15 protein-coding genes are annotated in these 16,797 nt (G+C 60.7%); 8 read left to right on the top strand and 7 right to left on the bottom strand.

Annotation, left to right across the window (positions count from 1 at the left end; all coding sequences use genetic code 11):
* Positions 1-2: 2 nt before the first annotated feature.
* Positions 3-1,166, top strand: a complete 1,164-nt coding sequence (locus CAQU_RS10210; protein WP_075727442.1) for an acetoin utilization protein AcuC — start codon at positions 3-5, stop codon at positions 1,164-1,166.
* Positions 1,167-1,242: 76 nt separating this feature from the next.
* On the opposite strand, the gene CAQU_RS10205 is transcribed toward CAQU_RS10210, so the two are convergent.
* Complete coding sequence (locus CAQU_RS10205; protein ID WP_075728684.1) at positions 1,243-2,004, bottom strand: SDR family NAD(P)-dependent oxidoreductase; 762 nt, start codon at positions 2,002-2,004, stop codon at positions 1,243-1,245.
* Positions 2,005-2,151: 147 nt separating this feature from the next.
* The gene (locus tag CAQU_RS10200; RefSeq protein WP_084563255.1) at positions 2,152-3,348 is read right to left on the bottom strand and encodes an acyl-CoA dehydrogenase family protein; all 1,197 of its coding nucleotides are present in this window, start codon (positions 3,346-3,348) and stop codon (positions 2,152-2,154) included.
* 751 nt (positions 3,349-4,099) lie between these two features.
* Here CAQU_RS10200 and CAQU_RS10195 point away from each other — a divergent pair.
* Together CAQU_RS10195 and CAQU_RS10190 are read left to right on the top strand one after the other, a co-directional pair.
* The gene (locus tag CAQU_RS10195; protein WP_075727438.1) at positions 4,100-5,842 is read left to right on the top strand and encodes an AMP-binding protein; all 1,743 of its coding nucleotides are present in this window, start codon (positions 4,100-4,102) and stop codon (positions 5,840-5,842) included.
* Positions 5,843-6,136: 294 nt separating this feature from the next.
* Positions 6,137-6,607 (top strand): hypothetical protein, encoded by a 471-nt coding sequence (locus CAQU_RS10190; protein WP_075727436.1) that lies wholly within the window; start codon positions 6,137-6,139, stop codon positions 6,605-6,607.
* 157 nt (positions 6,608-6,764) lie between these two features.
* Here CAQU_RS10190 and CAQU_RS10185 read toward each other — a convergent pair whose 3' ends face one another.
* A complete protein-coding gene (locus tag CAQU_RS10185) occupies positions 6,765-7,451 on the bottom strand; it encodes a GAP family protein (protein ID WP_075727434.1) in 687 nt (228 codons plus the stop codon).
* Positions 7,452-7,525: 74 nt separating this feature from the next.
* Between CAQU_RS10185 and CAQU_RS10180 the strand changes: the two genes are divergently transcribed.
* Positions 7,526-8,119 carry a TetR/AcrR family transcriptional regulator gene (locus CAQU_RS10180; RefSeq protein ID WP_075727432.1) on the top strand — a complete coding sequence of 198 codons (594 nt, stop codon included), beginning with the start codon at positions 7,526-7,528 and terminating at the stop codon, positions 8,117-8,119.
* A gap of 84 nt (positions 8,120-8,203) precedes the next feature.
* Here the strand turns inward: CAQU_RS10180 and CAQU_RS10175 are convergent, their stop codons facing one another.
* From CAQU_RS10175 to CAQU_RS10165, 3 genes are all read right to left on the bottom strand, one after another.
* On the bottom strand, positions 8,204-8,986 hold the full coding sequence (locus CAQU_RS10175) for an enoyl-CoA hydratase (protein ID WP_075727430.1): 783 nt from the start codon (positions 8,984-8,986) through the stop codon (positions 8,204-8,206).
* Between the two features lie 128 nt (positions 8,987-9,114).
* Positions 9,115-10,167: an enoyl-CoA hydratase/isomerase family protein gene (locus tag CAQU_RS10170; RefSeq protein ID WP_075727428.1), complete on the bottom strand. Its 1,053-nt coding sequence runs from the start codon at positions 10,165-10,167 to the stop codon at positions 9,115-9,117.
* A 79-nt stretch (positions 10,168-10,246) separates the two neighbouring features.
* Complete coding sequence (locus tag CAQU_RS10165; RefSeq protein ID WP_075727426.1) at positions 10,247-11,446, bottom strand: acetyl-CoA C-acyltransferase; 1,200 nt, start codon at positions 11,444-11,446, stop codon at positions 10,247-10,249.
* Between the two features lie 408 nt (positions 11,447-11,854).
* Between CAQU_RS10165 and CAQU_RS10160 the strand changes: the two genes are divergently transcribed.
* From CAQU_RS10160 to purL, 4 genes are all read left to right on the top strand, one after another.
* Positions 11,855-12,577 carry a type 1 glutamine amidotransferase domain-containing protein gene (locus CAQU_RS10160; RefSeq protein ID WP_075727424.1) on the top strand — a complete coding sequence of 241 codons (723 nt, stop codon included), beginning with the start codon at positions 11,855-11,857 and terminating at the stop codon, positions 12,575-12,577.
* A gap of 215 nt (positions 12,578-12,792) precedes the next feature.
* The gene (gene purS / locus CAQU_RS10155; protein ID WP_075727422.1) at positions 12,793-13,032 is read left to right on the top strand and encodes a phosphoribosylformylglycinamidine synthase subunit PurS; all 240 of its coding nucleotides are present in this window, start codon (positions 12,793-12,795) and stop codon (positions 13,030-13,032) included.
* 4 nt (positions 13,033-13,036) lie between these two features.
* Entirely contained in the window at positions 13,037-13,708 is a 672-nt protein-coding gene (gene purQ, locus CAQU_RS10150; RefSeq protein WP_075727420.1) for a phosphoribosylformylglycinamidine synthase subunit PurQ, read from the top strand.
* A complete protein-coding gene (purL, locus tag CAQU_RS10145; RefSeq protein WP_075727418.1) occupies positions 13,705-15,978 on the top strand; it encodes a phosphoribosylformylglycinamidine synthase subunit PurL in 2,274 nt (757 codons plus the stop codon). The genes purQ and purL overlap by 4 nt, the downstream gene beginning before the upstream one ends.
* 390 nt (positions 15,979-16,368) lie before the next feature.
* Here purL and CAQU_RS13220 read toward each other — a convergent pair whose 3' ends face one another.
* Positions 16,369-16,656 (bottom strand): hypothetical protein, encoded by a 288-nt coding sequence (locus CAQU_RS13220; RefSeq protein WP_281247983.1) that lies wholly within the window; start codon positions 16,654-16,656, stop codon positions 16,369-16,371.
* Positions 16,657-16,797 lie beyond the last annotated feature (141 nt).

Genomic DNA, 16,797 nt, shown 5'->3' with positions numbered 1-16,797 from the left:
CCATGACCAGCCCACACCCCCGGTCGCTGCTCGTCTACGACGAAAAACTCACCAACTACTCCTACGGCGACACCCACCCCATGGGGCCCGACCGCGTGCGACTATCCGTCGAACTCGGCGACTACTTCGGGCTGCTGGACTACTTCGACTTAGAAACCGCGCCCGAAGCCGACCCCCAGCTCATCGCAAGTGTTCACGAAGAGGAATACCTCCAAGCGCTAGCCAGCGGCCAAGCCCACCCCGACAAAGGCATCGGCACCCAAGACCAACCCGTCGTCCCCCACCTGCCAGAAATCGCCGCCCACGTCGTCTCCGGCACCGTCACCGCCGCACAAGCCGTCTGGAACGGCCGCTATAACCGCGCCATCAACCTCGCCGGCGGCCTCCACCACGCTGGCGCCGGCGCCCAATCTGGCTTCTGCATGCTCAACGACGCCGCCGTCGCCATCCAATGGCTGCTCGACCACGGCGCCACCCGCATCGCCTACCTCGACCTCGACGCCCACCACGGCGACGGCGTCGAACAAATCTTCTGGAACGACCCCCGCGTGCTGACCATCAGCATCCACGAATCCGGCCTCTACCTGTTCCCCGGCACCGGATTCGGTGGCGACATCGGCGGCCCCGACGCCCTCGGCACCGCCATCAACGTCGCCCTTGAACCCGAAACCCAAGACCTCGACTGGCTGTACTCCGTCCACGGCATCGTCCCACCCATCCTCCAAAAATTCCGCCCCCAAATCCTCATCACCCAACACGGCGCCGACGGACACCTCAACGACCCCCTCACCCACCTCCAACTCAGCGTCGACGCCATGGCCAAAAGCTACCGCAGCGTCTCCCGCTGGGTAGACCGCTTCTGCGGCGGCAAATGGGTCGCCCTCGGCGGCGGCGGATACAACCGCGACTCCGTCGCCCGCACCTGGGTCCAGGTCATGGCAGCCGTCGCCGGCGTCAAACTCGACCCCCTGGCCACCATGCCCACCCACTGGGCCGAACGCACCATGACAAACAACCCATCGGCCACCCTCGGCGACATCGGCGCACTCAACGTGCTCAAGGAATACCACCCCGAACGCGTCCTGTCCGACACCCCCACCGCACCCGTACTCACCACCTCCAAAGCCGTGTTCCCCTACTGGGGGCTCGAACCATACCGGGGTTAAACACGCCCCAAAAAAGGGGCCTGCCGCCTCCCAACAAAGGGAAGCGACAGGCCCCAGCCGCATTTCTAGGTACGCGCTAGCGCGGCGGCATCCGCAAAGAACCATCCAAACGGATCGTCTCACCGTTGAGATACGGATTATCGACCAACATCTCCACCAAACGCGCATACTCCTGCGGCTTGGCCATACGGTGCGGGAACGGCACTAGGCGCTCCAACTCCTCACGGAACTCCGGTGTAATCGACGCCATCATCGGAGTCTCCACAATGCCCGGAGCAATCGTATTCACACGAATACCCTTGCTCGCCAAATCACGCGCCGCAGAAATCGTCAACGCCTGCACCCCACCCTTACTGGCGGCATACGCAGCCTGACCCACCTGGCCCTCAAACGCCGCCACCGACGCCGTTGTCACAATCACGCCACGCTGACCATCAGCATCCACCGGCTCCTGGGACGCCATCGCCTCCGCCGCAAACTCCATCACATGGAACGTGCCCGTGAGGTTCACCGCAATCGTCGTCGCAAACAAAGCTGGATCATGCGGACCATTACGACCAATGATGCGCTTAGACGGGCAAATACCAGCACACGCCACAGCAACACGCAGCGGCGCAGCCGCAGCAGCCTGCTGCACCGCAGCACGCACCGCATCCGGATCCGTCACATCAGTCGGCACATAGGTCACCCCCTCAACCGGGGACTCCAAATTATCGATACCGGCCTGAAGATCCAGCGCAAACACCTTCACCCCAAGCTCAGCAAGACGCTGACACGTCGCATAACCCAAACCACTCGCGCCACCAGAAACAACAGCGCTGGCAGCACCAGCGTTCAACAAGGCAGAAAAATCAGACATCGAAAATCACGGCTCCTGAACAGGACACCCTTCACAAAGAAGAGAAAAAGAAGAAAACAGACAAAAAGAAAGACAAGCGGCAGGGGAGAAGCAACAAACCCCTCCCCTAAAAACCGCTGGATACAACTAGACGAAAGCGCCAGTACCCAAAATCGCGCGACCCACAATCAGAGCATTGATCTCATAGGTGCCCTCGTAGGTGTAGAGAATCTCCACATCGTTAAACAGCTTCGACAACTCGTGCTCAGTCACGATGCCATTACCGCCACCCAGGGAACGCGCAAGCGCTGCAGACTCACGGGCATAACGCGTCGCAGTGGACTTCGCCATCGCCGCATGCGGCATATCGAAAGCACCATTTTCCTGCAGCCACGCCACCTGAGCCATCATCGCCAAAGACGCACACGCATTGGATTGAATCCGCGCAATCTGCTCCTGCACCAGCTGGAACTTCGCCAACTTCTTACCGAACTGCTCACGCTCCAACACGTACTGGCGCGCACGATCCATGATCGCCAGCTGCACACCAGCACCCTGCCAACCAACCCACGCGCGAGAATTCCGCAACATCACATTGGTGCCAGCAAAGGTGGTCGCGCCGGGCATCAGTGCGGATTCGGGGACGACGACGTTGTCGAAGGTGATGTCGGCGTTCTGCATGATGCGCAGGCCCATCTTGTGTTCAATCTTGGAGGCGGACACACCTTCGCGGTCCATCTCCACGATGAAGCCCTTGACTTCCTTGTCAGCCACATCGCGGGCGAAAACCACCGCGAAGTTGGCGAAGGTGCCGCCACCAATCCAGCGCTTTTCACCGTTGATGACCCAGCCGTCGGCGGTCTTTTCCGCGGTGGTGGCCAGACCGCCGGCGATATCGGAGCCGTGATCGGGCTCGGTCAGGGCAAAGCAGCCCACCTTCTTAAAGGTGCGCAGGTCATCCAGCCAGGTGTCCTTGTGCTCCTGGGAGCCCAGCTGGTCGATGGCACCAATGATCAGTTCGTTGTGGATACCGACGAGTGCGGACAGGGACACGTCTGCGCGGGTGACCTCGGCGTACAGCAGGCCTTTGAGCAGATTGGAGAAGCCGGACAGCTCAATTTCTCCCAGGCCGTACTCGGCCAGCTTCGGCAGCAGATCGAAGGGGAATTCTTCCCGGTCCCAGTAGCCACCGACGTTCGGGCGAACCTCGGTCTGCAGGAAGGTGCGAACCTTTTCCAGGTGGGCCTTTTCCTCGAGGCTTAGGAGATCGGCGACTTTCAAAAGATCCGGGTCGGGGAAGGAAACTTTGGACAATAGGTCGGGGTTGATGGGGGAGCAAGACATGAAGAACATCTCCTTAAGAGAAGAAAAAGCTGGTAGTTCCCGGGCAGGTGCCGCGGGGGCTGCTGTGGGGTACAGCGGTTTGTGAGTTGTTGGGTGAAAAAGTGCTACGGCCCAGCGGATGGGTGGGCTGTTGCTCTTTTTTGTTGGGGTGCGTGGCCTGTGATGTTGGGCAGTAGAGGGAAGAAAAAGCTCTGGGTGCCCGTGGGCCAGTGTGTGCAAAAGTGTATCGCTCATCACTGTCGTTCGTGGCGGAAATAACAACGTTTACCCCCAGTGGCAGCCCCCACACTTCTATCTTTGTGGTGTCGTGGGTCATTGCAACTTGCGCGAGAAGGGGTCTTTCCTAGGGCGCCTGAGGGGCTGCGGCGGGGGCGTGATGGGGGATTTTGCCCCCGCCTAGGCTTGTCTGATGTCTCGGACTTCTTCCGCGTGTCCTGCGGGGATGGTGGATGGGGTGGGGATGTGGTGGGGGTGAATGTCGTATCTGTTTCCCAAACCCGCCCCGCTTGGTGACATGCCCCACTATGCTTCATGTCACACATCACATTTAGGCGCGGTGAGGGCCTGGCCCACACTTACGGCATCCCCCGTACCGATCCGGCGGGTGTGCACCTGCCCCCACCGCGCCGCAATGTCGAACGATTGTCCCATCCGTCCCTTTTACCCCGCACCGCGGAAGACGAACGCCACCACGCCCCTTGTAGGCACTGGCCGACCGCATCCCTTCTTCTCACACCCGCATGGAGGACACATGACCACCACCCTGAGCGCCAACACCGAAAAGTTTAAGGCAGCCCGCGACCGACTACTCGCGCTGCGCGAGGACTACGAGGCCGCGCGCGAGGAATTTGTCTGGCCCCGCTTCGAGGAATTCAACTTTGCCCTCGACTGGTTCGACTACCTCGGCACCAACCCGGAAACCAAGGACAACGAAGCTCTGGTCATCTCCGAAATGGACGGCAGCGAAACCCGCCGCACCTTCGCGGAGCTTTCTGCTCGCTCGGGCCAGCTCGCCAACTGGTTCACCTCCATCGGCGTCAAGCGTGGCGATCGTGTCATGCTGATGCTCAACAACCAGGTCGAACTGTGGGAAACCATGCTGGCCTGCATCAAGGGTGGCTTCGTGCTCAACCCCGCTACCGCAATGCTGGGTCCTGCCGACCTGGCGGATCGCACCGAACGAGCCAATATCTCCTGGGTTGTCGCCAACCCGGAGGATGCCGAAAAGTTTGGTGCGGTGCCCGGTGATTTCACCGTCATCCAGGTCGGAAACGAGGCCCCCGCCCAGGATTCCCACCCCACCTTGAACTACAGCGACTCCTTCGAAGCGCCGGTCGAGTTCACCCCGACCCAGGCAACCAAGGCCGATGAGACTTTGCTGTTGTACTTCACCTCCGGCACCACCTCCAAGGCCAAGCTGGTGGAGCACACCCACACCTCCTACCCGGTGGGCCACCTGTCCACCATGTACTGGATCGGCCTGGAGCCGGGCGATGTGCACCTCAACGTCGCTGCCCCCGGTTGGGCGAAGCATGCCTGGTCGAACTTCTTCGCGCCGTGGATCGCTGGCGCCACCATCTTCTTGTACAACTACGCCCGCTTCGACGCAGCGGCGCTGATGGCGAAGATGGATGAGGAAGGCGTCAGCTCCTTCTGCGCGCCGCCGACGGTGTGGCGCATGCTGGTGCAGGCCGACCTGTCCAAGCTGAACACCCCGCCGAAGAAGGTCGTTGCTGCCGGTGAGCCGCTGAACCCGGAGCTGATCTCCGTGGTGGAGCGCCAGTGGAACACCACCATCCGCGATGGCTTCGGCCAGACCGAGTCCAGCGTGCAGATCGCAAACTCGCCCAGCCAGAAGATCAAGCCCGGCTCCATGGGGCGCCCGCTACCCGGCATGGATGTGGTGCTCATTGACCCGGCCACCGACGAGATCGGCGATCACGGCGAGATCTGCCTGCGCCTGGACCCCCGCCCCGTCGGCCTGACCCCGGGCTACTACGGTGATGAGGCCAAAAACGCCGAGACTTTCCGCGACGGTTTCTACCACACCGGTGACATCGCAGAGCGCGACGAGGATGGCTACCTGACCTACATCGGCCGCTCCGACGATGTGTTCAAGGCCTCCGACTACCGTCTTTCCCCGTTCGAGCTGGAGTCCGTGGTGATCGAGCACCCGGCCGTCGCCGAGGTCGCGGTGGTTCCCTCCCCGGATCCGGTGCGCCTGGCCGTGCCGAAGGCCTACGTTGCGCTGGCCGCAGGACATGAGCCCAACGCTGAGACCGCAGAGTCGATCCTCAAGCACTGCCGCGAAGGGCTCGCACCCTACAAGCGCATCCGCCGCCTGGAATTCTTCGAACTGCCAAAGACCGTGTCCGGCAAGATCCGCCGCGTTGAGCTTCGCAAGCGTGAGGATGTCATCCACGCAGAAGACCAGGGCGCCAACAAGGCCGGCACCGAGTTCGCAGACAGCGACTTCCCGAGCCTGCGTGGCTAGCACGATGTAAAAAAGCGCAGCACTTCAAAAGGTGCACCACAATGGGGTCGGAAGAAACCACAACACTTCCGGCCCCATTGTCTATGCGCTGCCGCCACTTTTCCCGTGACAACCTGACTTTTTGCCACAAGTGTTCGCAGGTGAGAAACGGGTGGGGGAGTAGTTGCTCAAAGTGCTGGTGCCGGGTCTTGTTTTTTTACAATGAGGATGTTTTGCCGCCGCTAAAAATCCATCAAGGTCAAGGGCGCGTCCCCGATGGCCTGTGGTGGATACCTATAGAAAAAGGTTGTTGTCATGACTATTGCTAAATCTTTTGCCGCACTGGCCTGTAGTGTGTCTTTGCTAGTGGGCACTGCCTCAGTTGCTCTGGCTGCTGAGGCCACACCAGAGCCTGCGAAGAGTTTGACTTCCTCCCAGCAGCAGGCAAACGGGCTGACGGACGCGGAGAAAGAAAAGGCGCGTCTGGCCATGACCTACGGGTCCACTGATGCTGAGTCCGCGAAAAAGTGTGCTGAAAAGCTGCACAAGGGTGGCGGTGTGCAGCCGAAGATTCACGTTGAAGAAGATTGCTCCTGGGTGGAGAACTCCTTCGGTGATGTGGCCCAAGCCTGGTTGGGATCCTCCGCCTACCCGGGCGAGGCATTGCAGGCCATCGTGCACAACATTTTCCGCATCGGAATCATCGTGGTGCCCTTGGCGATGCTGCTCTCCCCGTTCGTCGTTGGTGGGGTGAACCTGCCTGCACTGCCCGCCTTGCCCCGCTAGGTGAAAAGCTGGGTCTGAAGGGCGCCTAGCTGGGGTGCCCTAAAGCTACCTATGTAAGGGTTTAGCAGCCCTGACATTGTGAAAGCCCGCCGTGGCAAACCTGTGAACTAAAGGTCTGCCACGGCGGGCTTTTGCGTGCGCAGCGGTTGGTGGTGGTTTACAACCTTTCAAGGGCGGCGTAACTGGTGGCGGCGATGTAGATTCCTGCGATGGCTGCAATCCACAACAGGGTGACCTTTGACTGATACTCCAGTTCCGGAATCCAGCGGGTGACGGTCTTGAGCAGCTTCGGGCCGATGAGCATGGCCAGTGCGGCCATGCTGGCAGCTGGTGCGATCATGATGAGGCAGTAGGTGGCCATGATGATGATCTTGGCGATGAAAGGTGCATCGAGTGTTTCGATCATGCCGATGGCGGCCAAGTAGGGGAGCATGGTTGCCGCCTCAATGACGCAGGCGCCGAGCGCGAGGCTCGCAATGGCTACAGGGGAGGAACCTTTGGCGCGCAGCTTTGTCGCTGTTGGGTTCTCGCCGCTGTAGTGCTCGCGCTTTTTCGGGGTGGGGGCGAGGATCCCGTAGGCGGCGAGTGCGATGCCGATGATCAGCATGGCAGTGTTGAACCACTTGCTGTCCGTGGCTGCAGATAAGTGGGAGAAGGCGGCCGAAAAACCCAGTAGCAGTGCCATTCCGAGGAGGAAGTAGGCGATGGTAATCGTGGCGAGATAGATGCCGAGGAGGCGTGCTTTGACGCCTTTCCAGAAGATGATCAGTCCGAGTGGGATAACGAAGGTGCCCAAGCTGAGGGAGTCGACAAGGGCGAGTCCGGCCAGTGGTAGGAGGTGCATACATATCCTTTCTCATACGACCGTATGAATTAATACGACTGTATGAGAATGTAGGCTGTTGGTCAAGGAAAACCATGGACATTACGCGCGAATACCACTTCACCCACGCCGCACAACACATCGCAGACGCGGCACTAACAGTCCTCGTTCGAGACGGATTCGATGCCCTCAGCGTGCGCACCGTCGCCAAACAAGCAGACGTCGCCCCAGGCACCGTGCAGTACCACATGGGCACCCGCGACGAACTGATCGCAAAGGCCTTCGTCCGATCAATACAGCGCCAACAACAAAGAACCGCAGCAGCGGCACAACACACCACCAAAGACGGCTCCTTCGCACTAGTCCTCGCCGAACTGCTGCCCATCGGCACACAACAACGAGAAGACGCAGCTACCTGGGTCATCATCGGCGCAGCCGCCTCCACCAGGCAGTGGCTAGCCGAGCTCTACAACACAGAACTGGAATACTTCCAAACCCGCGTCCAGCACTACCTACGCGACGCCGAAGCCCAAGGCGTGCTGCGCGAAGGACTCAGCCCACAACGCGGAGCCCGCCTCATCACCGCCCTAGTCAATGGACTGACCCTCGACAGCCTGAACAACCCCGGTGTCACCCGCGAAGACATCATCGGCGACCTCGAGGCCGGCCTTTCTCTCCTTCGGCGATAACCACCGCTAGACACGCGAAAAACGGGGCGGTCACCACAGATGTTGTGGTGACCGCCCCGTAAGAATTCGGTCGGCGTGAGCCTTTTAGCGGTGCTTGAAGTTTGCTTCGCGCTTTTCGACGAAGGCGGACATGCCTTCCTTCTGGTCCTCAGAGGCAAACACGGAGTGGAAAACACGGCGCTCGTAGTTGATGCCCTGAGCCAGCGTCATCTCATAGGCCGCGTTGACGACCTCCTTAACCATGATGCCGGCAACCTTCGACTTATTAGCGATGGTCGCCGCCGTCTTCAACGCATCGTCGAGCAGCTCTGCGGCCGGAACCACGCGGGCCACCAGGCCAGAACGCTCGGCTTCCTCCGCGCCCATCATGCGGCCGGTCAGGCACATCTCCATGGCCTTGGACTTGCCAATAGCGCGAGTCAGTCGCTGGGAACCACCCATACCGGGGATAACACCCAGATTGATCTCGGGCTGGCCAAACTTCGCCGTATCGGAGGCAATGATGAAGTCACACATCATGGCCAGCTCGCAGCCACCACCCAGCGCGTAGCCGGACACCGCCGCCACGATCGGAGTCTTCACGCGGGTGAAGTTCTCCCAGTGGGCGAAGAAGTTGCTCATGAACATCTCCGTGGCCGACTGGCTAGACATCTCCTTGATATCAGCACCAGCAGCAAAAGCCTTCTCACTACCGGTCAGGACGATGCAGCCCACGCCGTCATCGCCATCGAGCTCACCAGTAGCCCGCACCAGCTCCTCCATGGTCTGGCTATTCAAAGCATTCAGCGCCTTCGGGCGGTTCAACGTGATCAGGGCGACGCGACCGCGACGCTCAACGAGGATGTTGTCAAAAGTGGACTCAGTCATGGGGACTCCTAAAAAAGAAAAGTGAAAAAAGTAGAAAGAAACATCGGCCACAAAGCCTCAGCGGCCACAGGCCCCGCACTCGCCGGCACACGCCACCGGCACACACGGCGGGGCCCAACAACCGGCGACTAACTCAACCCGAGCTCGCCGAAACGCTCATCAACAACCGGCCCAAGAATCGCCGCCACATCATCATGAGTGACCTCCTCGAGGGTTGCCGGAATCCAGGAGGGGTTGCGATCCTTATCGACCAACTGGGCGCGCACACCCTCCACAAAATTCGGGTTAGCGTGCATATTCAGCGAGGTGCGGTACTCCTGGTTCAACGCCTGCGCCAAATCCAAATCAGCAGCATTATTCAACGCCGCCAACGTCACCTTCAACGCCAACGGGCTACCACGCCGAATACGCTTAGCCGCATCCTGAGCAAACTCCGAACCATCCTTATCGAGATTGTCCAGAATGTCCTCGACAGTCTCCGCGTCATAAGCGGACTCAATGATGTCGTAAGAGTCAGCAAAACCCGGGCCACAATCACGCGCAAAAGACTCAATGGCCGACACATCACCGGTCTCTGCGAGACGCTCCACCAGGGCATCCAGATCCTGCTCGGGGACATACACATCAGCCATGCCACAACGCAGCGCCTCAGCAGGGCCAACATGCGCGGCAGTCAACGCCAAATGGCGTCCCAAATGCCCCGGAGTATGGCTCAACAAGAAAGTGCCACCCACATCAGGCACAAAACCAATCCCAACCTCCGGCATACCAACCTTGGTCGAATCAGTCACCACCCGGTGCGAAGCATGCGCGGAAATACCAATCCCGCCACCCAGCACGATGCCATGCATCAACGCCACAATCGGCTTCGGATAGCGATTAATCGCCAAATTCAGCTCATACTCGGTGCGCCAGAAATGCTCCGCCTTATCACCATGGCTCTTGGCCTCGTGGTACAGCATCACCACATCGCCGCCGGCACAAAAAGCACGCTCGCCCTCACCGCGCAGAACAACAACCTTGACGTTGTCATCCCCACGGAAACGCTCCAGCGCCTCAGCAATCAAATCGACCATCTCTTGGGTCAACGCATTAAGCGCCTTGGAACGAGTAAGGGTAATGATGCCGGCACTGCCGGACACGGTAGTAGAAACGGGAGAAGTCGCGGTGGAAGAAGTCACGAGAAAAGGCTCCTAAAAAAGAGTCGAAAAACAAACAAAAGTTATGGCGTGGGCACTACCTGGAAACGACCCACGGGGGCTAAGCATCCTCAAGCAACAGGGCCTCACCCTGGCCGCCACCGCCACACAAACCAACAGCTGCACGATGCGACTTACCAGCAGCAATCCGGTGCGCAGCATGCACCACCAAACGAGCGCCAGAAGCACCAATCGGATGGCCCAAAGCCAACGCACCACCAGCCGGATTCACCGTGGACATATCCACCCCCAACTGGCGCGCAGAGTGAATCACAACATCAGCAAACGCCTCATTAATCTCCACATGATCCAACTCCGCAGCAGACCAGCCCTGACGAGCCAAAGCCTGCTCAATAGCGTTCGCCGGCTGCGCCTGCAAGGAAGAATCAGGGCCCGCAACCTGCCCCGCAGCACACACCGTCGCCAACACCGGCCACCCGTTATCCTGCGCGGTGCCGCGCCGGGTGAGCACCACGGCGGAGGCGCCGTCGGAGATCTGGGAGGCGTGCGCGACAGTGATTGAGCCGTCCTTGACGAAGGCGGGGGAGAGCTTATCCAAGTCCTGCTGACTCAAGCCGGCGCGAATGCCCTCGTCGCGGGACACCACGGTTTCGCCCTTGCGGGTGCTCACCGTGACGGGTACGACCTCCCGGTCGAAGGTGCCGTCCTCCCACGCGTCGTGCGCGGCCTGGTGGGAGTGCAGCGCCAGCGAGTCCTGCTCCTGCCGGGTCACCGGGTAGCGATCCGCATGGGTTTCGGTGAGCTCGCCCATGGAAATCCCCAACCGGGCGCAGGTCAGGCCGTCGGACTCCATGTGGTCTTTCATGGTGGCCGCACCATAGCGGGTGCCGGTGCGCGAATTGCTCAACAGGTGGGGCGCATTGGACATGGACTCCATGCCGCCGGCAACTACCACCTCGGCGTCGCCCACCTTCAACATGCGGGAACCGTCAATGATGGCGGTCAGGCCAGACAGGCAGACCTTGTTGACGGTGTTGGTGTGCGCACGCTGTGGCACCCCAGCCCCAAGCGCGGCCTGCTTGGTGGGGTTCTGGCCGGCACCAGCCTGCAGCACCTGGCCAAAGACCACCGCGTCGACGCGGTCCGGGTTGACCCCGGCCTGCTCCAGGGCACCCTTGATGGCGATAGCGCCCAACGCGGTAGCGGGAAGGGATGAAAGGCCACCGAGGAAACGTCCGGTGGGGGTGCGTGCGGCACCAACGATGACGATGTCATCGGGAGTGTGTTGGGGGTTTGCCATGGTGTTTTGCCTGCCTTGAGGTTGTGGAGGTCAACAAGAAGAGAAAGAAAAAGAGGTGACACCGGTGCGAGGGGCCACCGGCTAGGGGGCGGGGAAGTAGCCGCACACCGCCACGGTGTGGGGTGCTGGGAAACGCTTAAAGGTTTTCCGTACCTATGTGGCGTGTGTGCCACCGACTCGAAACGGCAAATGTGATGGGGGCTACTTTCCTTATGTGTGGCGATGCTACCGGTGAATCTGTGATGGGTGCCACGAATTGGCAAAATATCTGGCTGCGCCACACCCCCTTGGGGGTGAACTTCATACACGCACCCACAGAAGATCGACCCCCAACTTTGGGGGTGGGATTAGCCTGGGAGACAGCAGGAAAAACTTCCCAAGGCCTGCTTGAAGGACGAGGAATTCACCATGGTCGCACAAGACACTGCGCAACGATCCGTACTTTTTGTGGCCTCGGCTGCCGACAAGTTGACGCTGAAAGATGGCAGCACCAGGCCGACGGGCGTGTGGGCTGAAGAATTAGCGGTCCCGCATCGCGTTTTCCGCGATGCCGGATTCGACATCACCATCGCAACCCCGGGCGGTGTTGCCCCCACCATTGATCAGTTCAGCCTGAGCATGGCCGGGGGACTTCCCGGTAAACGCGCCAAGATTCGTTCCTACCTGGACTCCATCGCCGAGCAGCTGGACAATCCCGTGCCACTGAGTGAGGTGGATCAGGCGGATTTTGACGTCGTGTTCTATCCGGGCGGGCACGGCCCCATGGAAGATCTTGCCGAGGACCTGGACAGTGGCCAGTTGTTGGTCAAGCGCCTAGCATCGGGCAAGCCGCTGGGCATGCTGTGTCATGCGCCGGCTGCGATGCTCAGTGCGAAAACGCCCCACGGTTCTAATGCTTTTGCGGGCCGCAAAATCACTGCGCTGTCGAATAAGGAAGAACTGCTCAATCCCTTTTCCCTCAAGCTCATTTGGTTTTTGGAGGATCGGCTTAAGCAGATCGGGGTGTCTTATCAAGCTGGTTTCCCGCTGCGCCCCCACATTGTGGTTGATGGCAACCTGTACACCGGGCAAAACCCCCAATCCAGTGAGCGGTTGGCGCGCGCGATCGTGGCGGATCTGGCGTCGAGCTAGTCGGGCACTCACCGAACAAAACTGTCGTGAGTCTTACCCCCGTGGGGGGACTGGTTCTCGTTAGGTTCGGCGCGTCGCTATGCTCTGTTCTGTGCAAACACCCCCGCTGTGTCGACAAAAGTGGCCGGACGTTCGCCGCTTTGCGTTCGCACGCCAGGCGGCGGTTTTTGGGCAAGCTTTTTATCCCCGCACCGTTTAATTCATAGGGAGACACCGTGGCGCGAGTAGTCGTCAATGTCATGCCGAAGCAAGAGATTCTGGACCCGCAGGGCCAGGCTGTTCACCGCGCACTGGGTCGTATTGGGGTCACCGGCGTGACCGATGTGCGACAGGGTAAGCGTTTCGTCATCGACACTGAGAAGGATCTGTCCGCCGACGAGCTGCAGGAAATTGCTTCCAAGCTGCTGGCGAACACTGTGATCGAAGACTTCGACATCGTGGTTGAGGGGGCGTAACCCTATGGCGATCACGATCGGTGTGATCACCTTCCCCGGCACCCTGGACGATGTTGATGCCGCCCGCGCATCCCGCATTTCCGGCGCGAAGGTTGTTGACCTGTGGCACGCTGACAAGGATCTGCGTGGCGTGGACGCGGTGGTGGTCCCGGGTGGTTTCTCCTACGGTGACTACCTGCGCAGCGGTGCGATCTCTGCGCTGGCCCCCATGATGCAGGCCGTGGTGGAGGCTGCCGGTAAGGGCATGCCTGTTCTTGGCATTTGTAATGGCTTCCAGATTTTGACTGAGTCCGGCCTGCTGCCGGGCGCGTTGACCCGTAATGAGGGTCTTCACTTCCACTGCGAGGACACCTACCTGACGGTGGAAAACAACACCACCGCGTGGACGAACCAGTTTGAGGCCGGCCAGAAGATTCTGATTCCCGCCAAGCATGGTGAGGGCCGTTTCCAGGCCGCCCCGGAGACCATTAAGGAGCTGGAGGATTCCGGCCGCGTGGTGTTCCGCTACACCGACAATTTCAATGGTTCCGTTAACGCGATTGCTGGCGTGTGCAGCGAAAACGGCCGCGTGGTCGGTTTGATGCCCCACCCGGAGCACGCCTGTGAGGCCCTGACCGGCCCGTCGATCGACGGCCTGGGCCTGTTCGTATCCGTCGCAAAGGAGATTGGCCGATGATGAACGATACTGTTGAGCAGGCACAAGCCAACCCGGACCTGGAGCAGCCGTACGCATCGCTGGGCCTGAAGGACGACGAGTACGCCCGCATCAAGGAGATCCTGGGCCGTCGCCCCACCGACGCAGAGCTTGCGATGTACTCGGTGATGTGGTCGGAGCACTGCTCTTACAAGTCCTCCAAGACGCACCTGCGCTACTTCGGTAAGACCACCACTGAGGAGATGGCCTCGAAGATTCTGGCCGGTATCGGCGAGAACGCCGGCGTGGTGGATGTCGGAAATGGTCACGCCGTGACTTTCCGCGTGGAAAGCCACAATCACCCTTCCTATGTGGAGCCCCACCAGGGCGCTGCGACCGGTGTGGGCGGTATCGTCCGCGACATCATGGCGATGGGTGCCCGCCCGATCGCGGTGATGGATCAGCTGCGCTTTGGCCCCGCTGATGCCCCGGATACTCAGCGTGTGCTGCCCGGCGTGGTCGACGGCATTGGCGGCTACGGCAACTGCCTGGGCCTGCCGAACATTGGTGGCGAGACCGTCTTCGACGAGTCCTATGCCGGCAACCCCCTGGTTAACGCCCTGTGCGTCGGCACCTTGAAGGTCGAAGACCTCAAGTTGGCTTTCGCCTCCGGCCTGGGTAACAAGGTCATGCTGTTCGGTTCCCGTACCGGTCTCGATGGCATTGGTGGCGTGTCCGTGCTGGCCTCCGACACTTTTGAGGAGGGCGCAGAGCGCAAGCTTCCGGCCGTGCAGGTCGGCGACCCCTTCGCCGAGAAGGTGCTCATCGAGTGCTGCCTGGATCTGTACCGCGCTGGCGTGGTCGTCGGTATTCAGGACCTTGGTGGCGCGGGCCTGTCCTGTGCCACCAGTGAGCTGGCAGCCTCTGGTGATGGTGGCATGAGCGTCAACTTGGATGCGGTTCCGCTGCGTGCAGAGAACATGACTGCGGCAGAAATCCTTTCCAGTGAATCCCAGGAGCGCATGTGCGCTGTGGTGAAGCCGGAAAACGTTGAGAAGTTCAAGGAAATCTGCGCCCACTGGGATGTTCCTTGCGCGGAGATCGGTGAGGTCACCGATGGCAAGCACCTGGTGATCACCCACCACGGTGAGGTCGTGGTGGATGCTCCCGCGCACACCATCGCCAACGAGGGCCCTGAGTACCAGCGCCCCTACGCCCGCCCCGAGTGGCAGGACGACGTCCAGGTGTATACCCCGGTCGCTCGCCCTGAGGATCTCAAGCAGGCTTTGCTGGACATGGTCAGCTCCCCGGCACTGTGCTCTCGTGCGTTCATCACCGAGCAGTACGACCGCTATGTGCGTGGCAACACGGTGCAGGCCAAGGATGCGGATGCCGGTGTGCTGCGTATCGATGAGGAAACCGGCCGCGGTGTTGCTGTGAGCGCTGACTGCTCCGGCCGCTACACCTACCTGGATCCGAACACCGGTGCCCGCCTGGCGCTGGCCGAGGCCTACCGCAACGTGGCCGCTACTGGTGCGATGCCGATCGCTGTGACCAACTGCCTGAACTTTGGTTCCCCGGAGAACCCGGATGTGATGTGGCAGTTCAAGGAGGCCGTGCACGGCCTGGCCGATGGCTGCCACGAGCTGGCTATCCCGGTTTCTGGTGGCAACGTGTCCTTCTACAACCAGACCGGTGACGTGCCGATTCTGCCGACCCCGGTGGTTGGTGTGCTCGGTGTCATTGAGGATGTGCACCACGCTATCGGCACCCGCGTGGCCGCCGGCCAGGAGCTCATCGCCCTGGGTGAAACTTTCGACGAGTTCGGTGGTTCCATCTGGCAGCAGATCTCCGGTGGCGGGCTCAACGGCCTGCCCCCGCAGGTGGATCTCAAAAACGAGGAAAAGCTGGCCAAGCTGCTCAACAGCCAGGCCGTCGAGGGCGGCCTGATTGCTGCCGCTCACGACGTTTCCGAGGGTGGTCTGGCACAGACCCTCGTGGAGATGGCTATTACCTCTCGCGTCGGCCTCGATGTGGATGTCACTCGTGTTCACGAGGATGCTTTCGTGGCGCTGTTCTCCGAGTCCGCATCCCGCATGGTGATTGCTGTTGACCCGAGCAACGCCGAGAAGGTCATCGCCCTTGCAGGCGAGGCTGGCATCCCGGCCGTGTCCTTGGGCACCACCACCGCCGGTGAGACGGTGAACCTGGGTGCAGTCCAGGTCGGCCTGGAGGAAATCTCCACCGCGTGGCGTGAGACTTTGCCGAACATGTTCGGCCACGCCGTTGGTGCGAACTCTGTGGTGGAGTAACCACCAGCCGAAAAACTACGAAACACCCGCTGTTGTCCATCCTGGATGGCAGCGGGTGTTTTCTGCCTAAAAATGGCCAGTGTGCTTCGCCCGTGGAGTGTGCGATGACCGCCTATTGGGGTTGGGTGGGGGAAAGTCTTTAAGCACGCACTCGGTGGGGATTAGGGTGGCGAATTCGCGGTGCAGGTTCGTCGCGCTCACGCGCATGATGTCGTGGGCGGGGAGGATTTCTGCCGCGGGATCCGTGCGGTCGAAGGCTTGGTGCGCATCGCTGACTATGAGCGCCGGGGGTGTGGTTATGCCTGCACCTAGAAGTCCGAATACGCCTGTGCCCGCGCGGTGTTGATCCGTGCGGGCACAGGCGTGTCTAGGAGAAAACTGTGGGGGCTTTTAGGAGGTGGCGGCCATGGCGGCGTTGGCGTCGTCTGCTTTGAGGCGGCGGATTTGGCGTTCCTCGCCGATGCTGACGATCAGCATGAGGATGATGCCGCCGACCAGGGCTGCATACAGCACGGTGAACATTGCACCCCATCCGTGGAGCAGGTGCCCGAAGACGGTCAGGCCTTTTTGCTCCGGGTCGGCGATCATCGCCAGACCAACCTTGGCCAGGGAATCACCGAAGAGGTAGCCGAAGGTGCCGGTCATGCCGTTGGCCACCGAGATGGCTTTCTTCGGCACGAAGCCAACCAGGGACACACCGATGAGGAGCTGGGGGCCGAAGATCAGGGCGCCAAGGACAAACAGGGAGATGTTGACCTGGGATTCGGTGGTGGCGTTTTTGTAGAAGCCGACGGCGAAGAACAGGACGGCGAAGGTGGC

This window comes from Corynebacterium aquilae DSM 44791 (genome assembly GCF_001941445.1).
Taxonomy (GTDB): domain Bacteria; phylum Actinomycetota; class Actinomycetes; order Mycobacteriales; family Mycobacteriaceae; genus Corynebacterium; species Corynebacterium aquilae.
This window is presented reverse-complemented; position numbering and strand designations above follow the sequence as displayed.